This window comes from Roseobacter sp. HKCCD6576-2, from assembly GCF_013179285.1.
In the GTDB taxonomy this organism is placed as follows: domain Bacteria; phylum Pseudomonadota; class Alphaproteobacteria; order Rhodobacterales; family Rhodobacteraceae; genus Rhodophyticola; species Rhodophyticola oceani.
The window spans coordinates 946,218-962,557 of sequence record NZ_WVNW01000001.1 but is presented as its reverse complement, the minus strand read 5'-3'; the positions used below and the strand labels follow the sequence as shown (position 1 = coordinate 962,557).

The following is a 16,340-nucleotide window of genomic DNA, read 5'->3' as shown; positions in this document are numbered from 1 at the left end:
CTCAGGTTCCTTCTTTCAAGTGCATCGGCGGAACCGTGGTCTCCCGATGCCGTCGCTCGGGATCGTTATAAAACGGGTCGCTTCCGGTTGGTTGAATAATGCGCTCGCGATCGGCGAGCCCCTTAGGCGCGACAGAAAGGCGCCAATACTCCTCAGCGATATCATCGGGGTCAAAGAGGCCGCCAGGCACCACCAAACCACAGACCGCGATCACCGCAACATGCACACCTTTCGGCGACAAGTCTTTGTAAAGACTAAAGGACAAACTGCGCAGACCGGCTTTGCCAATTGCTAAGGAGGTCCATTCCGGATACGGCTCAAGCGCAAGCCCGCCGCCAGTGAAAAGAATTGCCCCCCGCCCGGCTGCCACCATCGTAGGCGCGACAGCTTGCGCGGCGGCCAATGCCCCAACCAGATTGACCCGTGTTTCCGCCAGCAAGGTCTCGGGTGCCAATCCCAGCGGCATTTGCGACCGTAGAACCGCCGCGTTGTAGATAAGGACATCTGGTGCGCCCTGCTCCGCGCTCAATTCGGCGATGGCCGCAGTTAACACATCGGGCTGTCCGGCATCCGCAGCCCGCCAAGCTACCGGTTTTTGATAATCAGACCGAAGCTCGGTCGCCATCGTCGCAAGGCGGTCCTCTGCGCGGGCAATCAGGCTCACTTTGGCGCCGCCGCTCAAGAAACGCCGCGCAAGGGCCTCGCCAAGCCCGGGACCGGCCCCCACGATCACGGCATGGCGCGGCGTCATGCCCGCATCGCTTTTGCCGTTTCCGCCGCCGCCTCTACCGCTGCTAAATCCAAGCCGGTCTCATAACCAAGCGCCCCAAGATGCCGCACGACAGCCTCCGTCGCCACATTTCCCGCCGCCCCCGGCGCATAAGGGCATCCGCCCAAACCGCCGACAGCGGCGTCGAACACCCGCACGCCCAGGCTGAGCGAGGCGTCGATATTGTCGAGCGCCCGTCCGCTTGTGTCATGGTAATGCCCCGCCAAGCGCCCAACGGGCACCACATCGCGCACCGCCAAAAGCATGCGCGCGATGCTATCGGGCGTTGCCTGCCCAATCGTGTCACCGAGAGAGATTTCATAACAGCCCATAGCAAAAAGCTGATCGGCGACCTTCGCCACCTGCCCCGGATCGGTCGGCCCATCATAGGGGCAATCGGTGACGCAGCTCACATACCCGCGCACCGGCAGATCGATATGCCGCGCAGCCTCCACCACAGGCCGGAACCGCTCCAGACTCTCCGCAATCGAGGCATTGATGTTGGCCTGCGAGAACCCTTCCGAGGCCGAGCCAAAAATGGCGATCTCATCGGCCTTGGCCGCAAGCGCCGCCTCATAGCCGCGCATATTTGGGGTCAGCGCGGCATAGCGAATGCCGTCGCCCCGGGTAATGCCCGCCAAAACATCGGCGCTATCGGCCATCTGCGGCACCCATTTCGGGCTGACGAAACTCGCCACCTCGATCCGCCGAAACCCCGCCTGGCTCAGCGCATCGACCAGGGCGATCTTTTCTGCCGTCGGAATCTCCCGTTTCTCATTTTGTAGGCCGTCCCGCGGGCCAACCTCGAAAATCTCGACGAACTCACCCATCGCTTGGCACCTCATAAAAATCCTGGCCATAGAATTCCTGCGGGCCTTCAAGCGTCGCTGCCGCTTGAAACGCGGGCCGCGACGAAAGCCGCTCCCAATACGCCTGCAATCCCGGCCATGGATCGAGTTTCACGTAATAGGGCGCGGCAAAGAGGTTGAACCCCATCATCGCATCCGCCGCCGAGAACCCCGAGGGCAGGATGTATTCGCCCGCGATCATCCGATCGAACGCGTCCAATGTCGCCTTCAACCGCAAAGTGTTGAGCTTCACCACCGCAGGGGACGGCTTGGCGGGCGGACGCAAGAACAGATGGTTTAGGTTCAGTTGCTCGATCAGCGAGGCCATGGTCTCGGCAAACCCCATCGCCTCCAAATAGGCCACCCGATCCGGGTCGCCCGGCGCCCGACCGAATCCTAATTCCGGGCGGCTCTCGCAAAGATATTGCAGGACCGCCGCGCTCTCGAAGACCGTGATGCCATCGATCTCCAGCGCCGGGATACGTCCCCCGGGCGAGTGCGCCAAAAGCCCCTCTTCCCGCATCGCTTTGTCGCCGATCCGGTAGCGCACCAAGTCAGGCGTGACCCCCATTTCTTGCAACAACCACAGCACCCGGAACGACCGGGACCACGGGACGTGATGAAGGCGGATCATTGTGCGCCCGCCGGATGGGAGCGCGGAATTTTGCAAAATTCCGGTCCAAATTCTTGCAAGAATTTGCCGCCGCTCATGTCTCCTCCTCCAGAACAATCAGCGCCGCGCCCGCTTCGACCTGTGCCCCGGCCTCGACCAAGACTTCGGCCACCGCCCCGTCGCGCCCGGCACTCAGCGTATGTTCCATTTTCATCGCTTCCAAGACGGCCAGCCGATCCCCCTTGGACACCGCCTGCCCCGCCTCGACGAAAACCGTTTTCACCAGCCCCGGCATGGGCGCTTCAATCCGCCCCGCCGCCGCGCCACCGTCGGCCACGACATCCAAAGGATCGATCAGATCAAAGCCATAATTGTTGCCCCAGAAAACCGAAACACCCGCCGCGTGGCGCTGTATCCGAGCGCCCACCACCGCCCCGTCAATCTGCCATCCGCCAGAGGCGCGGCTCACATCATGGCTGCTGTCATCCCCCGAAACGCGAAACTGTCCAGGCCCTAATGTCTCAACACCGAAGGTCAAAACCTCACCACGATAGCTCAGTTGCACGCTCTGTTTCAGCGGCGCCCAAAGCGCAAACCCGGCCAGTTGGTCATCGCCTTCATCCAACCCCAACGCTCCCAATGCGGCAAGCGCCCGGGTCCGTGTGCATGCCACCGGATCAACGGCCAAATCCTCTAGGTCCCGATCAATCAGTCCGGTATCCACATCGCCCGCGCCAAAGCCCTCATGGCGCGCCAGCTTTCGCAAGAACGCCAGGTTCGTGACCGACCCGGCCACTTCCGTTCCCGCCAGCGCCTGTTCCAACCGGTTCAGCGCCACCGCTCGGGTCGGCCCATGGACGATCAGTTTGGCGATCATCGGATCATACCACGGGCTGATCGTATCGCCGAGCCGGACACCGGTATCGGACCGCGCGCCCTCGGGGAAAGACAAATGCGCCAGCGTGCCCGTCGCGGGCAAAAACCCTTTCGGCACATCCTCGGCATAGAGCCGGGCCTCAAAAGCATGGCCGTTGATCGAAAGCGCGTCTTGTGTCACCGGCAGGTCCTCGCCCGCCGCCACGCGTAGCTGCCATTCGACTAAATCCACCCCGGTGATCGCCTCGGTCACGGGATGCTCAACCTGCAACCGTGTGTTCATCTCCATGAACCAGAACCGATCGGGCCTAAGCCCCTCAGAGCCGTCCACGATAAACTCCACCGTGCCGGCACCCGTATAGCCGATCGCTTCGGCGGCGCGGACAGCGGCCATCCCCATCTCGGCCCGCATCTCTTCGGTCATGCCAGGTGCGGGGGCTTCCTCAATCACCTTCTGGTGCCGCCGCTGCAACGAGCAATCGCGTTCGAAGAGATGCACCGCCTTCGCGCCATCGCCAAACACCTGCACCTCGATATGGCGCGGCTTCTCAACGAATTTCTCGATCAGAACGGCGTCATTGCCGAACGCCGTCGCGGCCTCGCCCTTGGCGCTTTCCAGAGCCTCCATGAACCCGCCGGGCGCATCGACCTTGCGCATCCCCTTGCCGCCACCACCGGCCACGGCCTTGATCAATACCGGGTAGCCAATCGCATCCGCCGCGCCCGCAAGATGCTCCGGATCCTGGTTCTCCCCGTGATAGCCCGGCACAACCGGCACACCCGCCTCATGCATCAACGCCTTGGCCGCATCCTTCAAACCCATCGCGCGGATCGCCTCCGCCGATGGGCCAATGAACGTCAGCCCCGCAGCTACAACAGCCTCCACAAACTCCGGGTTCTCTGACAGAAACCCGTATCCCGGATGGATCGCCTGCGCACCGCTCTTCAGAGCCGCCCGAATGATTACATCGCCCTTGAGATAGCTCTCAGCCGGTGCCGACCCACCGATATGAACGGCTTCGTTCGCCATCTGAACATGCTTGGCCTCCGCATCCGCGTCGGAGTAGACAGAGACGCAGGACACGCCCATCTTCTGAGCCGTTTCCATGACCCGGCAGGCAATCTCGCCCCGGTTCGCGATCAGGATTTTGTTGAACATTAGCGCTGTTCCTCTGCCAGATCTTCGACCATGCGAAACCGCTCACAAACCAGCTCCATCTCTGGATCGAATCCGCCATTGCGTTCGAAGTAACGGCGATGATCTTCTCGCCAGCCATCAAGTGTTTCGTTTTCGCCTTCCGCCAACGCAAAGTCCTCAGTCACATCGCAGTACCGGCAAACCGAGACCTCGACCGTTTCGATCACCAGTGCCGGGCAGTCATCCCACTCCAAAGCGATATCGCGCCGCCCTTTGACAGGCATGTCGGCGCTGCCCTCAGGATAGTCGCGAAGTGCACCGCAAGTCGCGGTCTTAACCCCGGCTCGGACCAACGCCAGAAGTTCGGCGCTCATGGTGGCGCTATCGCCAAACTTGAAAGTCTGCGCACCGGGATACCGGGTTTTGACGTCTTCGAGAGTGCTGCTCATATCACATCCTGAACACGCCAAAGCGTGTCTCCTCTATCGGGGCATTCAACGCGGCGCTCAGGGATAGAGCCAGCACCTCGCGGCTTTTGCGGGGATCAATGACGCCGTCGTCCCACAGCCGGGCGGAGGCATAGAGCGGGTGAGATTGCGCCTCGAACATTTCCAGCGTCGGACGCTTGAATTCGGCCTCTTCCTCAGCAGACCATGTACCGCCCTGCCGCTCGATCCCGTCGCGCTTGACGGTGGCCAGAACGCCTGCTGCCTGCTCGCCACCCATCACCGAAATCCGAGAATTGGGCCAGGACCACATGAAGCGTGGCTGATAGGCGCGCCCGGCCATCCCATAATTCCCGGCCCCGAAGGAGCCGCCCACCACCATGGTGATTTTTGGCACGTTGGTCGTGGCCACGGCGGTCACCATCTTCGCACCATGGCGCGCAATGCCTTCGTTTTCATACTTCCGCCCCACCATAAACCCGGTGATATTCTGGAGGAAAACCAGCGGGATAGAGCGTTGCGAACAGAGCTCCACAAAATGCGCCGCCTTCTGCGCCGCTTCCGAGAACAGCACGCCATTATTGGCGATGATCCCCACGGGGCAGCCCATCAGATGCGCAAAGCCGCAGACAAGGGTCTCGCCAAACCGCGGCTTGAACTCATCAAACCGTGAGCCATCCACAACCCGCGCAATCACCTCGCGAATGTCATAGGGCGTGGTCAACGCGGACGACACGACCGAGAGCAGTTCCTCCGGGTCATAGGCCGGGTCTTCGGGCGATTGCCACTGCACGGTCTGAGGTTTCCTCCGGTTGAGCGATTGCACCGCGCGCCGCGCCAAAGCCAACGCATGGGTGTCATCCTCGGCCAGATAATCCGCCACGCCAGAAAGCCGCGTGTGCACATCGCCGCCGCCCAAATCCTCCGCCGTCACGACCTCACCGGTTGCCGCCTTCACCAGAGGCGGCCCGGCCAGGAAAATCGTCCCCTGCTCTTTCACGATGATCGTCACATCCGACATCGCAGGCACATAAGCGCCACCCGCCGTACAAGACCCCATCACCACGGCGATCTGCGGAATGTCTTTGGCACTCATCCGCGCCTGGTTGTAGAAAATCCGCCCGAAATGATCGCGGTCCGGGAAGACCTCATCCTGGTTCGGCAAGTTCGCCCCGCCGCTATCAACCAGATAGATGCAGGGCAGATGGCATTCCTCGGCAATCTCCTGCGCACGCAAATGCTTCTTGACGGTGATCGGGTAATAGGTCCCACCCTTCACCGTCGCATCATTGCAAACCACCATGACCTCCTGGCCATGCACCCGCCCGACACCGGCAATCGCCCCGCCACAGGGCGCCGCGCCGTCATACATCTCATGGCCTGCCGTCGCGCCCACCTCCAGAAACGGAGAACCGGGGTCGAGCAGGTTCGCCACCCGCTCGCGCGGCAGCATCTTACCGCGCGACAAATGCCGGTCGCGCGCCCGCTCTCCGCCTCCCGCCGCTGCATGTGCAGCCGCGTCTTGCACCAGGGCAAGCGCCTCGAGATGGGCGGCGCGGTTGGCCTTTGCGGTGTCAGATCCCGCCATCAGGTTTGTAGATAATTTCATCGGTTTATCGGCCTCTTAGACATCTTCAACCCCGCTGTTAGCGGCATCATTTCATTCGCAACCATTTTGTCGCAGCGAAACCTTCCAGCATCTTGACCCAGATCAATGTCGCCGCAGCGCAGCAGGCGCAGGACCAGAGCATTCTCAACGTAAAAGGTGACAAAATGAGAACGACCATTTCCGCCCTCGCCATGATTGCCCTGCTCGCTTCCGCAGGTGCGGCGGCGGCGCAGCAAAGAGGCGACTGGACGCTCGGCTTCGGCATCGGCTCGATCAACCCGCAATCCGATACGGGTGTCATTGCTGGTGCCAACTCGACGATCGACGATGACATCCGCCCGACAATCACGTTTGAATACTTCATTCGCGACAACCTGGGCATCGAAGTCCTGGCCGCGACGCCGTTTGAACACACCATCGCCCTGAACGGGACCGACACGGCAACGACGAACCTTCTGCCGCCGACGGTCTCTTTGAACTACCACTTCGCCAATGACAGCCGCCTCACCCCCTATGTGGGCGCGGGTATCAACTACACGGCCTTTCTGGACGTGGATACAATCGGCGGCGGGTCGATTATCGAGCTCGACGACAGCATCGGGCTGGCGTTGCAAGCCGGGCTGGACTACGCGGTGTCGGATCGAGCGGCTGTCCGCTTCAACGTGCGCTGGATGGATATCGACGCCGATGTGCATGTGGATGGTGTCTATCAGGGAACTGCCGAGATCGACCCGATGGTCTACGGCATCTCCTACGTGATGCGCTTCTAATCGCATCACGCGGCCTGCCCCTGTCATGGTGGGGGCAGGTCCGGTGCGCCGTTCATCCCCAACCAAGGACGGCGCGCCGTATTCTTGCGCCTGGGTCATTCAAACACCCTCACGCGCGATACTCCGGGTTCTCATAGTCGAACCGGCACCCTGCTTTCCACGCGCGCCGGTCATTGCCCTCATTCGGCAGACCACCTGCGCCTTTCAGCAGCTTGGCCATATGCATCAGGTTCCAGGTCATGATCGTCGTGTTGCGTTGCGTGAAATCATTGTCGAAGCCGATCTTGCCGCCCGCCCCGTCATCATCGCCATAAGACGCGCCAGGCCCGGCCTCGCCGATCCAGCCGCAATCCGCTTGGGGTGGGATCGTCACACCCAGATGGCTCAGCGCATAGCAGATCGTCATCGCCGCGTGTTTGATCCCGTCTTCATTGCCGGTCACGACACAGCCGCCCACCTTGCCGTAATAGATGCTCTGGCCCTTGTCATTCAGCTCACCAGACATGCCATAGAGCCGCTCGATCAACACCCGGCAAAGCGAGCTTTCCTCGCCCAACCAAAGCGGCGTGCCGATGACCAGAATATCGGCCTCAAGCACCTTCGGCCAAATCTGCGGCCAGTCATCCCGATCCCAGCCGTGTTCGGTCATATCCGGATAGACCCCGGGCACGATCTGATGATCGAACATATGCACGTGCTCGACCGTGACACCGTGTTTTTCCATGATCCCGGCGGATGCGTTCATCAAAAGCTGCGTATGGCTTTCATCTGCCGTGCGCTTCAGAGATGTGTTGAAAAACAAGGCGTTCAGTTTGGAAAAATCGCTCATGTCTGGGGCTCTCCTGCTGTCAGTGAGGCGTCAAGCTCCACCATGACACCCCAATCATTCACAGGATAGAGCCGGGTTTCGCCGCCCTGTGGCATACAAATCAGCACCAAACGCACACCGTTCAACTCTGAAGGCACCGCGTGACAATCTGTCGGCGAACCGCCGGTTTCTGCTACATAGAGCGCCGCCAAACTGTCGATAATCTCGCCCTCGGTCGGCGGCACCGCGCGCAAGCCCATCACCACGCCAAAGAGTGTGGCAGCCAGAACGAGGCCGGCAAGGCTGATCCACATCGGCCGGGTCACCGCTCGGGGTCCTTCCGGATGGCCTCGATCTCGCGGTCGAGGAAGAAGCTGATCGCCGACCGGATCAGCACCAGAAGCCCGAGGAAGATCAGATCGCCAAGCGCGAAGCTGAGCGCGGTGTGAATGATATCGGCAACAATGAAGAGCTCCAGCCCAGCCAGAATGTAGCGCCCAAGCTCCACCCGCTCTTCGTTCAGCATCCGGGCGCGGTCGGTTTTGGCGACCTTGGCCTCGCCACTTATAAACCCGACGAGAAACCGGACCGTGCCGATCAGCATGACGAGGATCGCCAGAATGCTGACCAGCGCCGCAATCCACTCCAGCACCAGGGCCACGCTGCTCAGCTCGCTGTGCAGCACGCCTTCGGTCACGTTGAGATCGCCGAGCGCTTCCATGGGTTTCAGGCCATCAGCGCCATCATTTCACGGCCCACCAGCATCCGCCGGATTTCGGAGGTGCCCGCGCCGATCTCCATCAGCTTCGCATCACGGAACATCCGGCTGACGGCGCTGTCATTCATGAAACCTGCGCCGCCCATCGCCTGCACCGCTTGATGCGCCACAACCATCGCCTCCTCCGAGGCATAGAGGACGCAGGCCGCGGCGTCCTGGCGTGTGACTTCGCCGCGGTCGCAAGCCTTGGCGACCTCGTAAACATAGGCCCGGGCTGAGTTCATTTTCGTATACATGTCGGCGATTTTGCCCTGCATCAGTTGGAAATTCCCGATGCTTTGGCCAAACTGCTTGCGCTCGACCATGTAGGGCATGATTTCATCGAGACAGGCCGCCATGATGCCAGTGCCGATCCCGCTCAACACCACACGTTCATAGTCAAGGCCTGACATCAGCACCCGCACGCCTTTGCCTTCTTCCCCCAAGACATTCTCGAACGGCACTTCGACATCTTCGAAGACCAACTCGGCGGTGTTCGAACCGCGCATCCCCATTTTGTCGAAATGCACCGAGGTCGAGAAGCCAACCATGTCTTTCTCGATCAAAAACGCCGTCATGCCCTTTGATCCGGCCTCCGGGTCGGTTTTGGCGTACACCACAAGGGTGTCGGCATCCGGCCCGTTGGTGATCCAATACTTCGTGCCATTCAGGATATAGCGATCATTGCGCTTCTCGGCCTTCAACTTCATCGAGACCACATCGGAGCCAGCGCCGGCCTCTGACATCGCCAATGCGCCGACATGTGCGCCCGATACCAGCCCAGGCAGGTATTTCGCCTTCTGCTCCGGCGTGCCGTTCAGTTTGATTTGGTTCACGCAAAGGTTCGAATGCGCGCCATAAGAGAGCGAGACTGAGGCCGAAGCCCGCGCGATCTCCTCCACCGCGATCACATGCGCGAGATAGCCCATGCCTGCGCCGCCGAACTCTTCGTCAACGGTGATGCCCAATAGGCCCAACTCGCCCATCTCGGCCCAAAGCGCGGGCGGAAATTCGTTGGATTGGTCGATCTCTGCCGCCATTGGCTTGACCCGATCTTGGGCCCAGCGATGCACCATCTCGCGCAGCGCATTCACATCTTCGCCCACGTCGAACTTCATTGACGCCATGAACATCGCACGGCCCCTCCCCTTAATTGAACGCTTGTTCAATTCATAGCCCAGAGCGGAAAGTGAGTCAAAACCTATCGGCAATCGGCCCGGAGTTTTGCAAAATTCCGGTCAAAATTCTTGTAAGAATTTTGCGCCTCACAGTGCCGCACGCACCTCGTCGCGAATGATTGATGCGATCAATGTCGCATCCTCATCCGAAAAGGTCAGCGGCAGGCGCATATCGACAAGCCCGGCCAAAACCTTATCGGTCTTCGGCAAGCTCTGCGGCGGGGCATAGCGCCAACTGTCATAGCGTGAGGTGAAGGCCACCGGCTCTTCGGCCCCAAACCATTTCAACTCCACGCCGCGCGCCAGACAGCCCGCAATGATCGCTTCGATTTTCTCGGGCGTCGCCTCCGGCAGAAGAAACTGGATCGACGAGCCCACAATTTTCTCCCGCGGGTCGCGCTCGATCACTTTGAGACCGGGCGTGTTCCGCACCCCCTCCTCCACCGCGTAATAGAGCGCATTCCAACGGGCCACCTGCGCTGGCAAATCGGCCAGTTGCGGACGCAGGATCGCGGCGCGCAGATTGTCCATCCGGCCAGAGATATTCGGCGTGACATATTTCACCCGCTCAAACACCTCCGCGGGCGGCGCGGCGCGATGGCGACCGTAAAGCATATAACTGCCGGATTGGATAATGGCCCGCGCCATCAACTCGGCATCATCCGAGATCAGCAGCCCGCCTTCGCCGGAATTCACATGCTTATAGGTCTGCGCCGAGTAACAGCCAAAGACACCATGGCGACCTGAAGGGATACCCTCCCACTCCGCCCCCATCGTATGGGCGCAATCTTCCACCACGGCGATCCCGGCGCGGTCACAAATCTCCATCAACGCACCCATATCGCAGAGATGCCCCCGCATATGCGACAAAAGCAGCACCCGCGCGCCCGATGTCGCGGCTTTCTCCGCCAGATCGGGCAGGTCGATGGTCAAGCTCTCGGTGGTTTCGACAAAAACCGGCTCCGCCCCGACACTGGCAATCGCGCCTGGCACAGGCGCAAGCGTAAACCCGTTTGACAAGACCCGGTCGCCCGGCCCCACACCCAAGGCGCGCAAGGCACAGCCCATCGCATAGCCGCCCGAGGCCACGGCCAGCGCGTATTTCGCTCCGGTGAAGACCGCGAATTCCTCTTCCAGAAGCGCCGTCTCGCCCGCCTCGTCGCCTTGGAGGTTGTAGCGGTGCAAGCGGCCATGGCCGAGCACCTCCAACGCCGCCGCGATGCCCGCCTCTGGGATCGGTTCTTGTTGCGTGAAACTGCCGGTGAAAACTGTTCTATCCATGGTCGGAGGATTATGCGGCCCGCGGCGCGCGTCAATCCCATCTGCGTGCTCTCAGCTCAGAAGATGGTCCACGATCCGATCCAGATCATCGTAATGATCCAAAAGCGCTTCCGGAGCCAACGCTTCAACCCCACGCCCGTCCGGTCCAAATGTGATCAGAACGCTTGGCACACCTGCGGCCCGCGCGGTCTTTCGGTCCGTGTCTGTGTCGCCCACCAAAAGCGCGCTGGTCCGGCTGCCCGCCGCCCGCTCAACCGCCAAAATAAACGGCGCAGGGTCGGGCTTGCGCACCGGCAGCGTGTCGGCCCCAACAAGCGAGTCGAACAGATCGCGCACACCCAACCGGGACATCAAGGTTTCCGCCAGCCCTTCCGGCTTGTTGGTGCAAATGCCCACCGCCACATCGGCGGCGCGCAGCCGCTCAACCGCCGCAATCGCCCCAGGATAAAGCTGCGTATGCACGTCAATCGCCGCCCCATAGGCTTCAAGAAGCAGCGGATAGCCGGCCTCGATCTCTGCTGCTGGTGCCTCAAGCCGCAAGCGCTCAAAACCCAGTTTCAGCATTGCTCGCCCACCGCGAAAAGCGGTCGCATCATCTTGCCCATGAACGAGTTGCGGCGCATGGCCCAGCGCCTCCAAAGCCGCATTAGCCGCCGCGATCAGATCGCCGGAGGTGTCGGCCAATGTCCCGTCCAAATCGAAGATCACCGTGCGCATCCTGCTCTCCTCTTTGGGCAGATTTCCGCCTGCGCCTGAAATGAACCGTAAGCCGATTTGACCGTGCCCTGGCTTGCGCGATGGGGTGGCATGGAACATACCGGGGCCACAAGACAAAAAGAAAATGTGGACAGGCCCATGCCGATCGCCCTTGTCATCCTCGCCGCCGGTCAGGGCACGCGGATGAACTCCGACCGCCCGAAAGTGCTGCACCAAATTGGCGGGGCACCCCTGATCGCGCATGCGATGCACTCCGGCGCGGCGTTGGAACCTGAGCGGGTGATTGTGGTTACGGGGCACGGCGCGGCGGCCGTGGAAAAAGCCGTGGGCGATTTTGACCCCGAGGCCATCTGCATCCGTCAAGACGAACAACTCGGCACTGGCCACGCGGTGCTGCAAGCCGCGCCCGCGTTGGACGGGTTCGCGGGCGATGTCATCGTGCTCTACGGCGACACACCGTTCATCTCGACCGACACACTCAGCCGTATGGTCGACGCCCGCGCAAACCATGACATCGTGGTTCTGGGGTTCGAGGCCGATGATCCGGGCCGGTACGGCCGGTTGGTGATGGAGGGGGATCGTCTGACCCGCATTGTCGAGGCGAAAGACGCGACACCAGACGAACTGGCCAACCCGCTTTGCAATTCCGGGCTTCTCGCCGCCGACGCCGCCACCCTTATGCGCCTTTTGGCCAAGGTCGAAACGAAGAATGCCGCAGGCGAGTATTACCTCACCGACGTGCCCGCTCTTGCCGCCGCCGAGGGGCTGAGCGCCACCGCGATCACCTGCCCCGAGGCGGAAACGCTCGGCATCAACACCCGGGCGGAACTTGCAGGCGCAGAAGCGCTGTTCCAAACCGCCAAACGCGCCGAGATGCTCGACGCGGGGGTCACCTTGACCGCGCCCAGCACAGTACATTTCGCCTATGACACACATATCGGCCGCGATGCGGTGGTCGAACAAAACGTGGTCTTCGCGCCGGGCGTCACGGTCGAATCCGGCGCCACGATCCGCGCCTTTTCGCACCTCGAAGGCGCCCATGTGGGCGCTGATGCCATTGTCGGGCCTTACGCGCGTCTTCGCCCCGGCGCAGAGTTGGGCAATGACGCACGGATCGGCAATTTCGTTGAAGTGAAAGCGGCCCAGATCGGTGAAGGCGCGAAGGTCAATCACCTGAGCTATATCGGCGACGCGACCATCGGCACAGCCAGCAACATTGGTGCCGGCACCATCACCTGCAACTACGATGGGGTGATGAAGCACCAAACACAGATCGGCGCGCGGGCCTTTATCGGCTCCAACACGATGCTGGTCGCGCCGGTCAAAGTCGGCGCGGACGCGATGACCGCAAGCGGATCGGTGATCACCGAAGATGTGCCGGATGAGGCGCTGGCCGTCGCACGCGGCAAGCAGATCAACAAACCCGGGCTCGCGGCCAAACTGATGGCCCGGCTCCGCGCGATCAAAGCCAAGCAAAAAGGGCAGTAGAGCATGTGTGGCATTGTCGGTGTTCTGGGCGATCACGAGGTCGCGCCAATCTTGGTAGAAGCCCTCAAACGGCTCGAATATCGGGGCTATGACAGCGCCGGTTTGGCCACGGTGCAAAACGGCACGCTTGACCGCCGCCGCGCCGTTGGCAAACTGGTCAATCTCAGCGATGAATTGGTGCACAATCCGCTGCCCGGCAAATCCGGCATTGGCCACACAAGATGGGCCACCCATGGCGGGCCAACCGTCGCCAATGCCCATCCCCATCGCGCAGGTCGCGTGGCCGTGGTCCATAACGGGATTATCGAGAATTTCCGTGAACTGCGCGACCGGCTGAACGGCGCGGCGTGGGAAAGCGAAACCGATACGGAAACCGTCGCGCAACTTTGCGAGCATTACCTCAACCAGGGCATGACGCCGCGCGACGCCGCCGTCGAGACGCTGAAACATCTCGAAGGGGCCTTCGCGCTGGCGTTCCTGTTCCAAGGCGAAGGTGATTTGATCGTGGCGGCGCGCAAAGGCTCACCGCTCGCTATCGGCCATGGCGATGGCGAGATGTATGTGGGCTCCGACGCCATCGCGCTTAGCCCGATGACCAACCGGATCACTTATCTCGAAGAAGGCGACTATGCCTTTGTCACTCGTGAAGGGGCCGAGATTTATGATGCCAAAGGCCGCCGGGCCAATCGGGAATTGCGGGAAATCGCCGCCCAGGCGACGCAGATCGACAAGGGCGGGCACCGGCATTTCATGGCCAAAGAGGTGTTTGAGCAGCCCACGGTTCTGGCCGATTGCCTGGCGCATTACGCCCAGGGCGACACGGTGCAGATACCAGAGGGCGATGTCGATTTCAGCGAGACGGATCGGGTGATCCTCGTCGCCTGCGGCACGGCCAACTATGCCTGTTTGGTGGCAAAATACTGGTTCGAACAGCTTGCGGGCCTGCCCTGCGACGTCGATATCGCCAGCGAGTTCCGCTACCGCGAGCCGCCGGTTTCCGACAAAGCGACCGCGCTTTTCGTCAGCCAATCGGGGGAGACCGCCGACACGCTGGCCGCGCTGCGCTATGCCGAGGGCAAAGCCGCCCGGATTCTATCGGTGGTGAATGTGGCCGAAAGCTCTATCGCCCGGGAAAGCGACCTGGCGCTGCCGCTCAAGGCCGGGGTTGAGGTCGGCGTCGCCTCCACCAAAGCGTTCATCTGCCAACTGGGCGTGTTGGCCAACCTCGCGATCTTGGCCGGCCGGCAAAGAGGCCGGATCGATGCCGCGCGCGAAGCCGACATGCTGCGGCAGCTCCGCGCCCTGCCGGCGCTGATCAACCAAGCGCTTGCGTTGGAGGATCAGATCAAGCGCCATACGCGGACCTTGGCACGCGCCCAAACTGTGCTGTTCCTGGGGCGCGGCGCGATGTTCCCTCTAGCGCTAGAGGGCGCGTTAAAGCTCAAAGAAATCAGCTATATACATGCAGAAGGCTACGCCTCGGGCGAGTTGAAACACGGTCCAATCGCCTTGGTCGACAAAACTGTGCCGGTGGTGGTTCTGGCGCCGCGCGACGCGCTTTTCGACAAGACCGTCTCGAACATGCAGGAGGTGATGGCGCGCGACGGCAAAGTCTGGTTGGTGACCGACAAACCCGGCGCGAAACAGGCCTCGGACGGCGCGTGGAAAACCCTGGTCATGCCCGAGGTTGACCCGTTCTTCGCCCCGATCCTCTACTCCATCCCGGCGCAGTTGATCGCCTATCACACGGCAGTTCATAAGGGCACCGATGTGGACCAGCCGCGCAATCTGGCGAAATCCGTGACGGTGGAGTGATGGCCAAACAATTCGAGAAAATCGAAGAAGATCACCAGAGGTTCATCGCTGAGCAGCCTCTATTCTTCTCCGGCACGGCAGGCATCGATGGGCGGGTGAACATCTCCCCCAAGGGTATGGAGTCTCTGCGCGTTCTCGGGTCCAACCGGATTGCCTGGCTGAACCTCACGGGTTCGGGAAATGAAACCGCCGGGCACCTTCTGGAACAGCCGCGGATCACCCTTATGTGGTGTTCCTTTTCCAAACGCCCGTTGATCTTGCGCTGCTATGGCACCGCCCGGGCTGTCCATCCGGTCGATCCCGACTGGGCCGAGATGGCCGCGCTCTTCCCGCCCCATCGCAGTGCGCGACAGATTTTCGATATTAATGTGGATTTGGTGCAAACCTCCTGCGGCTACGCCGTACCCTTCATGGATTATGTGGGGGAGCGACCGACGATGCAGCAATGGGTCGACAGCAAATCCGACGCCGATATCCGCACCCATTGGGCGAAGCAGAATACCGAAACCATCGACGGCAAGCCCACCGGCATCCCGGTATGACCGTCGAAGACGCTTTGCGCGCCCTGAGGGTCCATGCGGACCCGGAGCGTGCGGCGCAGATGCGCGCCTATCACAAGGTGGACCGGGAGTATCTGGGGCTATCCAATGCGATCACCGGCGATCTGGCCGCGCAATGGCGGAAGTCCCATGATCTGCAGGGCTTGGTTACGCTGGCCAACGGACTGTGGGCCAGCGACATTTTTGAAGCGCGGGTCGCGGCGGGAAAGCTCTTCCTGCAAGCGCGGATCAAACCGGATGACGGCCCAGCCTGGGACTGCATCAAAGGGTTTGTGCCGGAGTTCGATAGTTGGGCCATTGCTGACGCCGTTGCACAAGGCGGACAGAAGCGGCTTCTGGCCGATCCCACCCGTCTTGATGACGTCGAGACCTGGACCCGCTCAGACCATCTTTGGACCAAACGCGCAGCCTTGGTTTTCACACTGCCGTTCTGCAAATCCCGGCACCCCAAACCGGCGGAGCAAGCCGCGCGCACCCGCATTCTCGGCTGGTGCGCCGACTATGTGGCGGACCCGGAATGGTTCATCCAGAAGGCGGTGGCCTGGTGGCTCCGCGATCTCTCAAAACGCGACCCCGACACGGTCCGCGCCTTTATCGCAACCCATGGCGAGAAGATGAAACCCTTCGCTCGGAAGGAGGCTAGGAAACACTTGCCCTAACGGGCGGG

The 16,340-nt window shown here is 61.5% G+C and carries 17 protein-coding genes; 5 read left to right on the top strand and 12 right to left on the bottom strand.

Going from position 1 to position 16,340, the window contains the following annotated elements; genetic code table 11:
* Position 1: 1 nt before the first annotated feature.
* The 6 genes from GTF44_RS04790 to GTF44_RS04765 all read right to left on the bottom strand — a co-directional run bounded on the left by GTF44_RS04790 (position 2) and on the right by GTF44_RS04765 (position 6,299).
* Positions 2–751 (bottom strand): SDR family NAD(P)-dependent oxidoreductase, encoded by a 750-nt coding sequence (locus GTF44_RS04790; RefSeq protein ID WP_171557925.1) that lies wholly within the window; start codon positions 749–751, stop codon positions 2–4.
* Positions 748–1,599 (bottom strand): hydroxymethylglutaryl-CoA lyase, encoded by an 852-nt coding sequence (locus tag GTF44_RS04785; protein ID WP_171557923.1) that lies wholly within the window; start codon positions 1,597–1,599, stop codon positions 748–750. The genes GTF44_RS04790 and GTF44_RS04785 overlap by 4 nt, the downstream gene beginning before the upstream one ends.
* A complete protein-coding gene (locus GTF44_RS04780) occupies positions 1,592–2,251 on the bottom strand; it encodes a glutathione S-transferase family protein (RefSeq protein ID WP_171557921.1) in 660 nt (219 codons plus the stop codon). The genes GTF44_RS04785 and GTF44_RS04780 overlap by 8 nt, the downstream gene beginning before the upstream one ends.
* A gap of 73 nt (positions 2,252–2,324) precedes the next feature.
* Complete coding sequence (locus tag GTF44_RS04775; RefSeq protein WP_171557920.1) at positions 2,325–4,265, bottom strand: acetyl/propionyl/methylcrotonyl-CoA carboxylase subunit alpha; 1,941 nt, start codon at positions 4,263–4,265, stop codon at positions 2,325–2,327.
* Complete coding sequence (locus tag GTF44_RS04770) at positions 4,265–4,693, bottom strand: ASCH domain-containing protein (protein WP_171557918.1); 429 nt, start codon at positions 4,691–4,693, stop codon at positions 4,265–4,267. The genes GTF44_RS04775 and GTF44_RS04770 overlap by 1 nt, the downstream gene beginning before the upstream one ends.
* Before the next feature lies 1 nt (position 4,694).
* A complete protein-coding gene (locus GTF44_RS04765) occupies positions 4,695–6,299 on the bottom strand; it encodes a carboxyl transferase domain-containing protein (RefSeq protein WP_171557916.1) in 1,605 nt (534 codons plus the stop codon).
* A 164-nt stretch (positions 6,300–6,463) separates the two neighbouring features.
* Here GTF44_RS04765 and GTF44_RS04760 point away from each other — a divergent pair, with 164 nt between their 5' ends.
* Positions 6,464–7,069, top strand: a complete 606-nt coding sequence (locus GTF44_RS04760; RefSeq protein ID WP_171557914.1) for an OmpW family protein — start codon at positions 6,464–6,466, stop codon at positions 7,067–7,069.
* 109 nt (positions 7,070–7,178) lie between these two features.
* Here GTF44_RS04760 and GTF44_RS04755 read toward each other — a convergent pair whose 3' ends face one another.
* From GTF44_RS04755 to GTF44_RS04730, 6 genes are all read right to left on the bottom strand, one after another.
* The gene (locus GTF44_RS04755; RefSeq protein WP_301270749.1) at positions 7,179–7,898 is read right to left on the bottom strand and encodes a flavodoxin family protein; all 720 of its coding nucleotides are present in this window, start codon (positions 7,896–7,898) and stop codon (positions 7,179–7,181) included.
* Positions 7,895–8,203, bottom strand: coding sequence for a hypothetical protein (locus GTF44_RS04750; RefSeq protein ID WP_171557913.1), 309 nt, complete (start codon positions 8,201–8,203; stop codon positions 7,895–7,897). Before GTF44_RS04750 ends, GTF44_RS04755 begins: the two co-directional genes overlap by 4 nt.
* On the bottom strand, positions 8,200–8,598 hold the full coding sequence (locus GTF44_RS04745; protein ID WP_171557911.1) for a DUF1622 domain-containing protein: 399 nt from the start codon (positions 8,596–8,598) through the stop codon (positions 8,200–8,202). Before GTF44_RS04745 ends, GTF44_RS04750 begins: the two co-directional genes overlap by 4 nt.
* Before the next feature lie 5 nt (positions 8,599–8,603).
* Positions 8,604–9,767, bottom strand: coding sequence for an isovaleryl-CoA dehydrogenase (locus tag GTF44_RS04740; protein ID WP_171557909.1), 1,164 nt, complete (start codon positions 9,765–9,767; stop codon positions 8,604–8,606).
* A gap of 132 nt (positions 9,768–9,899) precedes the next feature.
* On the bottom strand, positions 9,900–11,093 hold the full coding sequence (locus GTF44_RS04735; protein ID WP_171557908.1) for a DegT/DnrJ/EryC1/StrS aminotransferase family protein: 1,194 nt from the start codon (positions 11,091–11,093) through the stop codon (positions 9,900–9,902).
* 51 nt (positions 11,094–11,144) lie between these two features.
* Positions 11,145–11,810, bottom strand: a complete 666-nt coding sequence (locus GTF44_RS04730) for an HAD-IA family hydrolase (RefSeq protein ID WP_171557906.1) — start codon at positions 11,808–11,810, stop codon at positions 11,145–11,147.
* 138 nt (positions 11,811–11,948) lie between these two features.
* Between GTF44_RS04730 and glmU the strand changes: the two genes are divergently transcribed.
* Genes glmU through GTF44_RS04710 form a run of 4 tightly spaced genes read left to right on the top strand, consistent with a single transcriptional unit; the run spans position 11,949 to position 16,332 of the window.
* The gene (gene glmU, locus GTF44_RS04725) at positions 11,949–13,298 is read left to right on the top strand and encodes a bifunctional UDP-N-acetylglucosamine diphosphorylase/glucosamine-1-phosphate N-acetyltransferase GlmU (RefSeq protein WP_171557904.1); all 1,350 of its coding nucleotides are present in this window, start codon (positions 11,949–11,951) and stop codon (positions 13,296–13,298) included.
* 3 nt (positions 13,299–13,301) lie between these two features.
* The gene (gene glmS, locus GTF44_RS04720; protein WP_171557902.1) at positions 13,302–15,113 is read left to right on the top strand and encodes a glutamine--fructose-6-phosphate transaminase (isomerizing); all 1,812 of its coding nucleotides are present in this window, start codon (positions 13,302–13,304) and stop codon (positions 15,111–15,113) included.
* Positions 15,113–15,655: a pyridoxamine 5'-phosphate oxidase family protein gene (locus GTF44_RS04715; RefSeq protein WP_171557900.1), complete on the top strand. Its 543-nt coding sequence runs from the start codon at positions 15,113–15,115 to the stop codon at positions 15,653–15,655. Before glmS ends, GTF44_RS04715 begins: the two co-directional genes overlap by 1 nt.
* Positions 15,652–16,332, top strand: coding sequence for a DNA alkylation repair protein (locus tag GTF44_RS04710; protein ID WP_171557898.1), 681 nt, complete (start codon positions 15,652–15,654; stop codon positions 16,330–16,332). The genes GTF44_RS04715 and GTF44_RS04710 overlap by 4 nt, the downstream gene beginning before the upstream one ends.
* The last annotated feature ends 8 nt before the right edge of the window (positions 16,333–16,340 follow it).

Coding starts and splice junctions, on each gene's coding strand:
- GTF44_RS04790 (WP_171557925.1), bottom strand. CDS start 751: ATGACGCCGCGCCATGCCGTGATCGTGGGGGCCGGTCCCGGGCTTGGC.
- GTF44_RS04785 (WP_171557923.1), bottom strand. CDS start 1,599: ATGGGTGAGTTCGTCGAGATTTTCGAGGTTGGCCCGCGGGACGGCCTA.
- GTF44_RS04780 (WP_171557921.1), bottom strand. CDS start 2,251: ATGATCCGCCTTCATCACGTCCCGTGGTCCCGGTCGTTCCGGGTGCTG.
- GTF44_RS04775 (WP_171557920.1), bottom strand. CDS start 4,265: ATGTTCAACAAAATCCTGATCGCGAACCGGGGCGAGATTGCCTGCCGG.
- GTF44_RS04770 (WP_171557918.1), bottom strand. CDS start 4,693: ATGAGCAGCACTCTCGAAGACGTCAAAACCCGGTATCCCGGTGCGCAG.
- GTF44_RS04765 (WP_171557916.1), bottom strand. CDS start 6,299: ATGAAATTATCTACAAACCTGATGGCGGGATCTGACACCGCAAAGGCC.
- GTF44_RS04760 (WP_171557914.1), top strand. CDS start 6,464: ATGAGAACGACCATTTCCGCCCTCGCCATGATTGCCCTGCTCGCTTCC.
- GTF44_RS04755 (WP_301270749.1), bottom strand. CDS start 7,898: ATGAGCGATTTTTCCAAACTGAACGCCTTGTTTTTCAACACATCTCTG.
- GTF44_RS04745 (WP_171557911.1), bottom strand. CDS start 8,598: ATGGAAGCGCTCGGCGATCTCAACGTGACCGAAGGCGTGCTGCACAGC.
- GTF44_RS04740 (WP_171557909.1), bottom strand. CDS start 9,767: ATGTTCATGGCGTCAATGAAGTTCGACGTGGGCGAAGATGTGAATGCG.
- GTF44_RS04735 (WP_171557908.1), bottom strand. CDS start 11,093: ATGGATAGAACAGTTTTCACCGGCAGTTTCACGCAACAAGAACCGATC.
- GTF44_RS04730 (WP_171557906.1), bottom strand. CDS start 11,810: ATGCGCACGGTGATCTTCGATTTGGACGGGACATTGGCCGACACCTCC.
- glmU (WP_171557904.1), top strand. CDS start 11,949: ATGCCGATCGCCCTTGTCATCCTCGCCGCCGGTCAGGGCACGCGGATG.
- glmS (WP_171557902.1), top strand. CDS start 13,302: ATGTGTGGCATTGTCGGTGTTCTGGGCGATCACGAGGTCGCGCCAATC.
- GTF44_RS04715 (WP_171557900.1), top strand. CDS start 15,113: ATGGCCAAACAATTCGAGAAAATCGAAGAAGATCACCAGAGGTTCATC.
- GTF44_RS04710 (WP_171557898.1), top strand. CDS start 15,652: ATGACCGTCGAAGACGCTTTGCGCGCCCTGAGGGTCCATGCGGACCCG.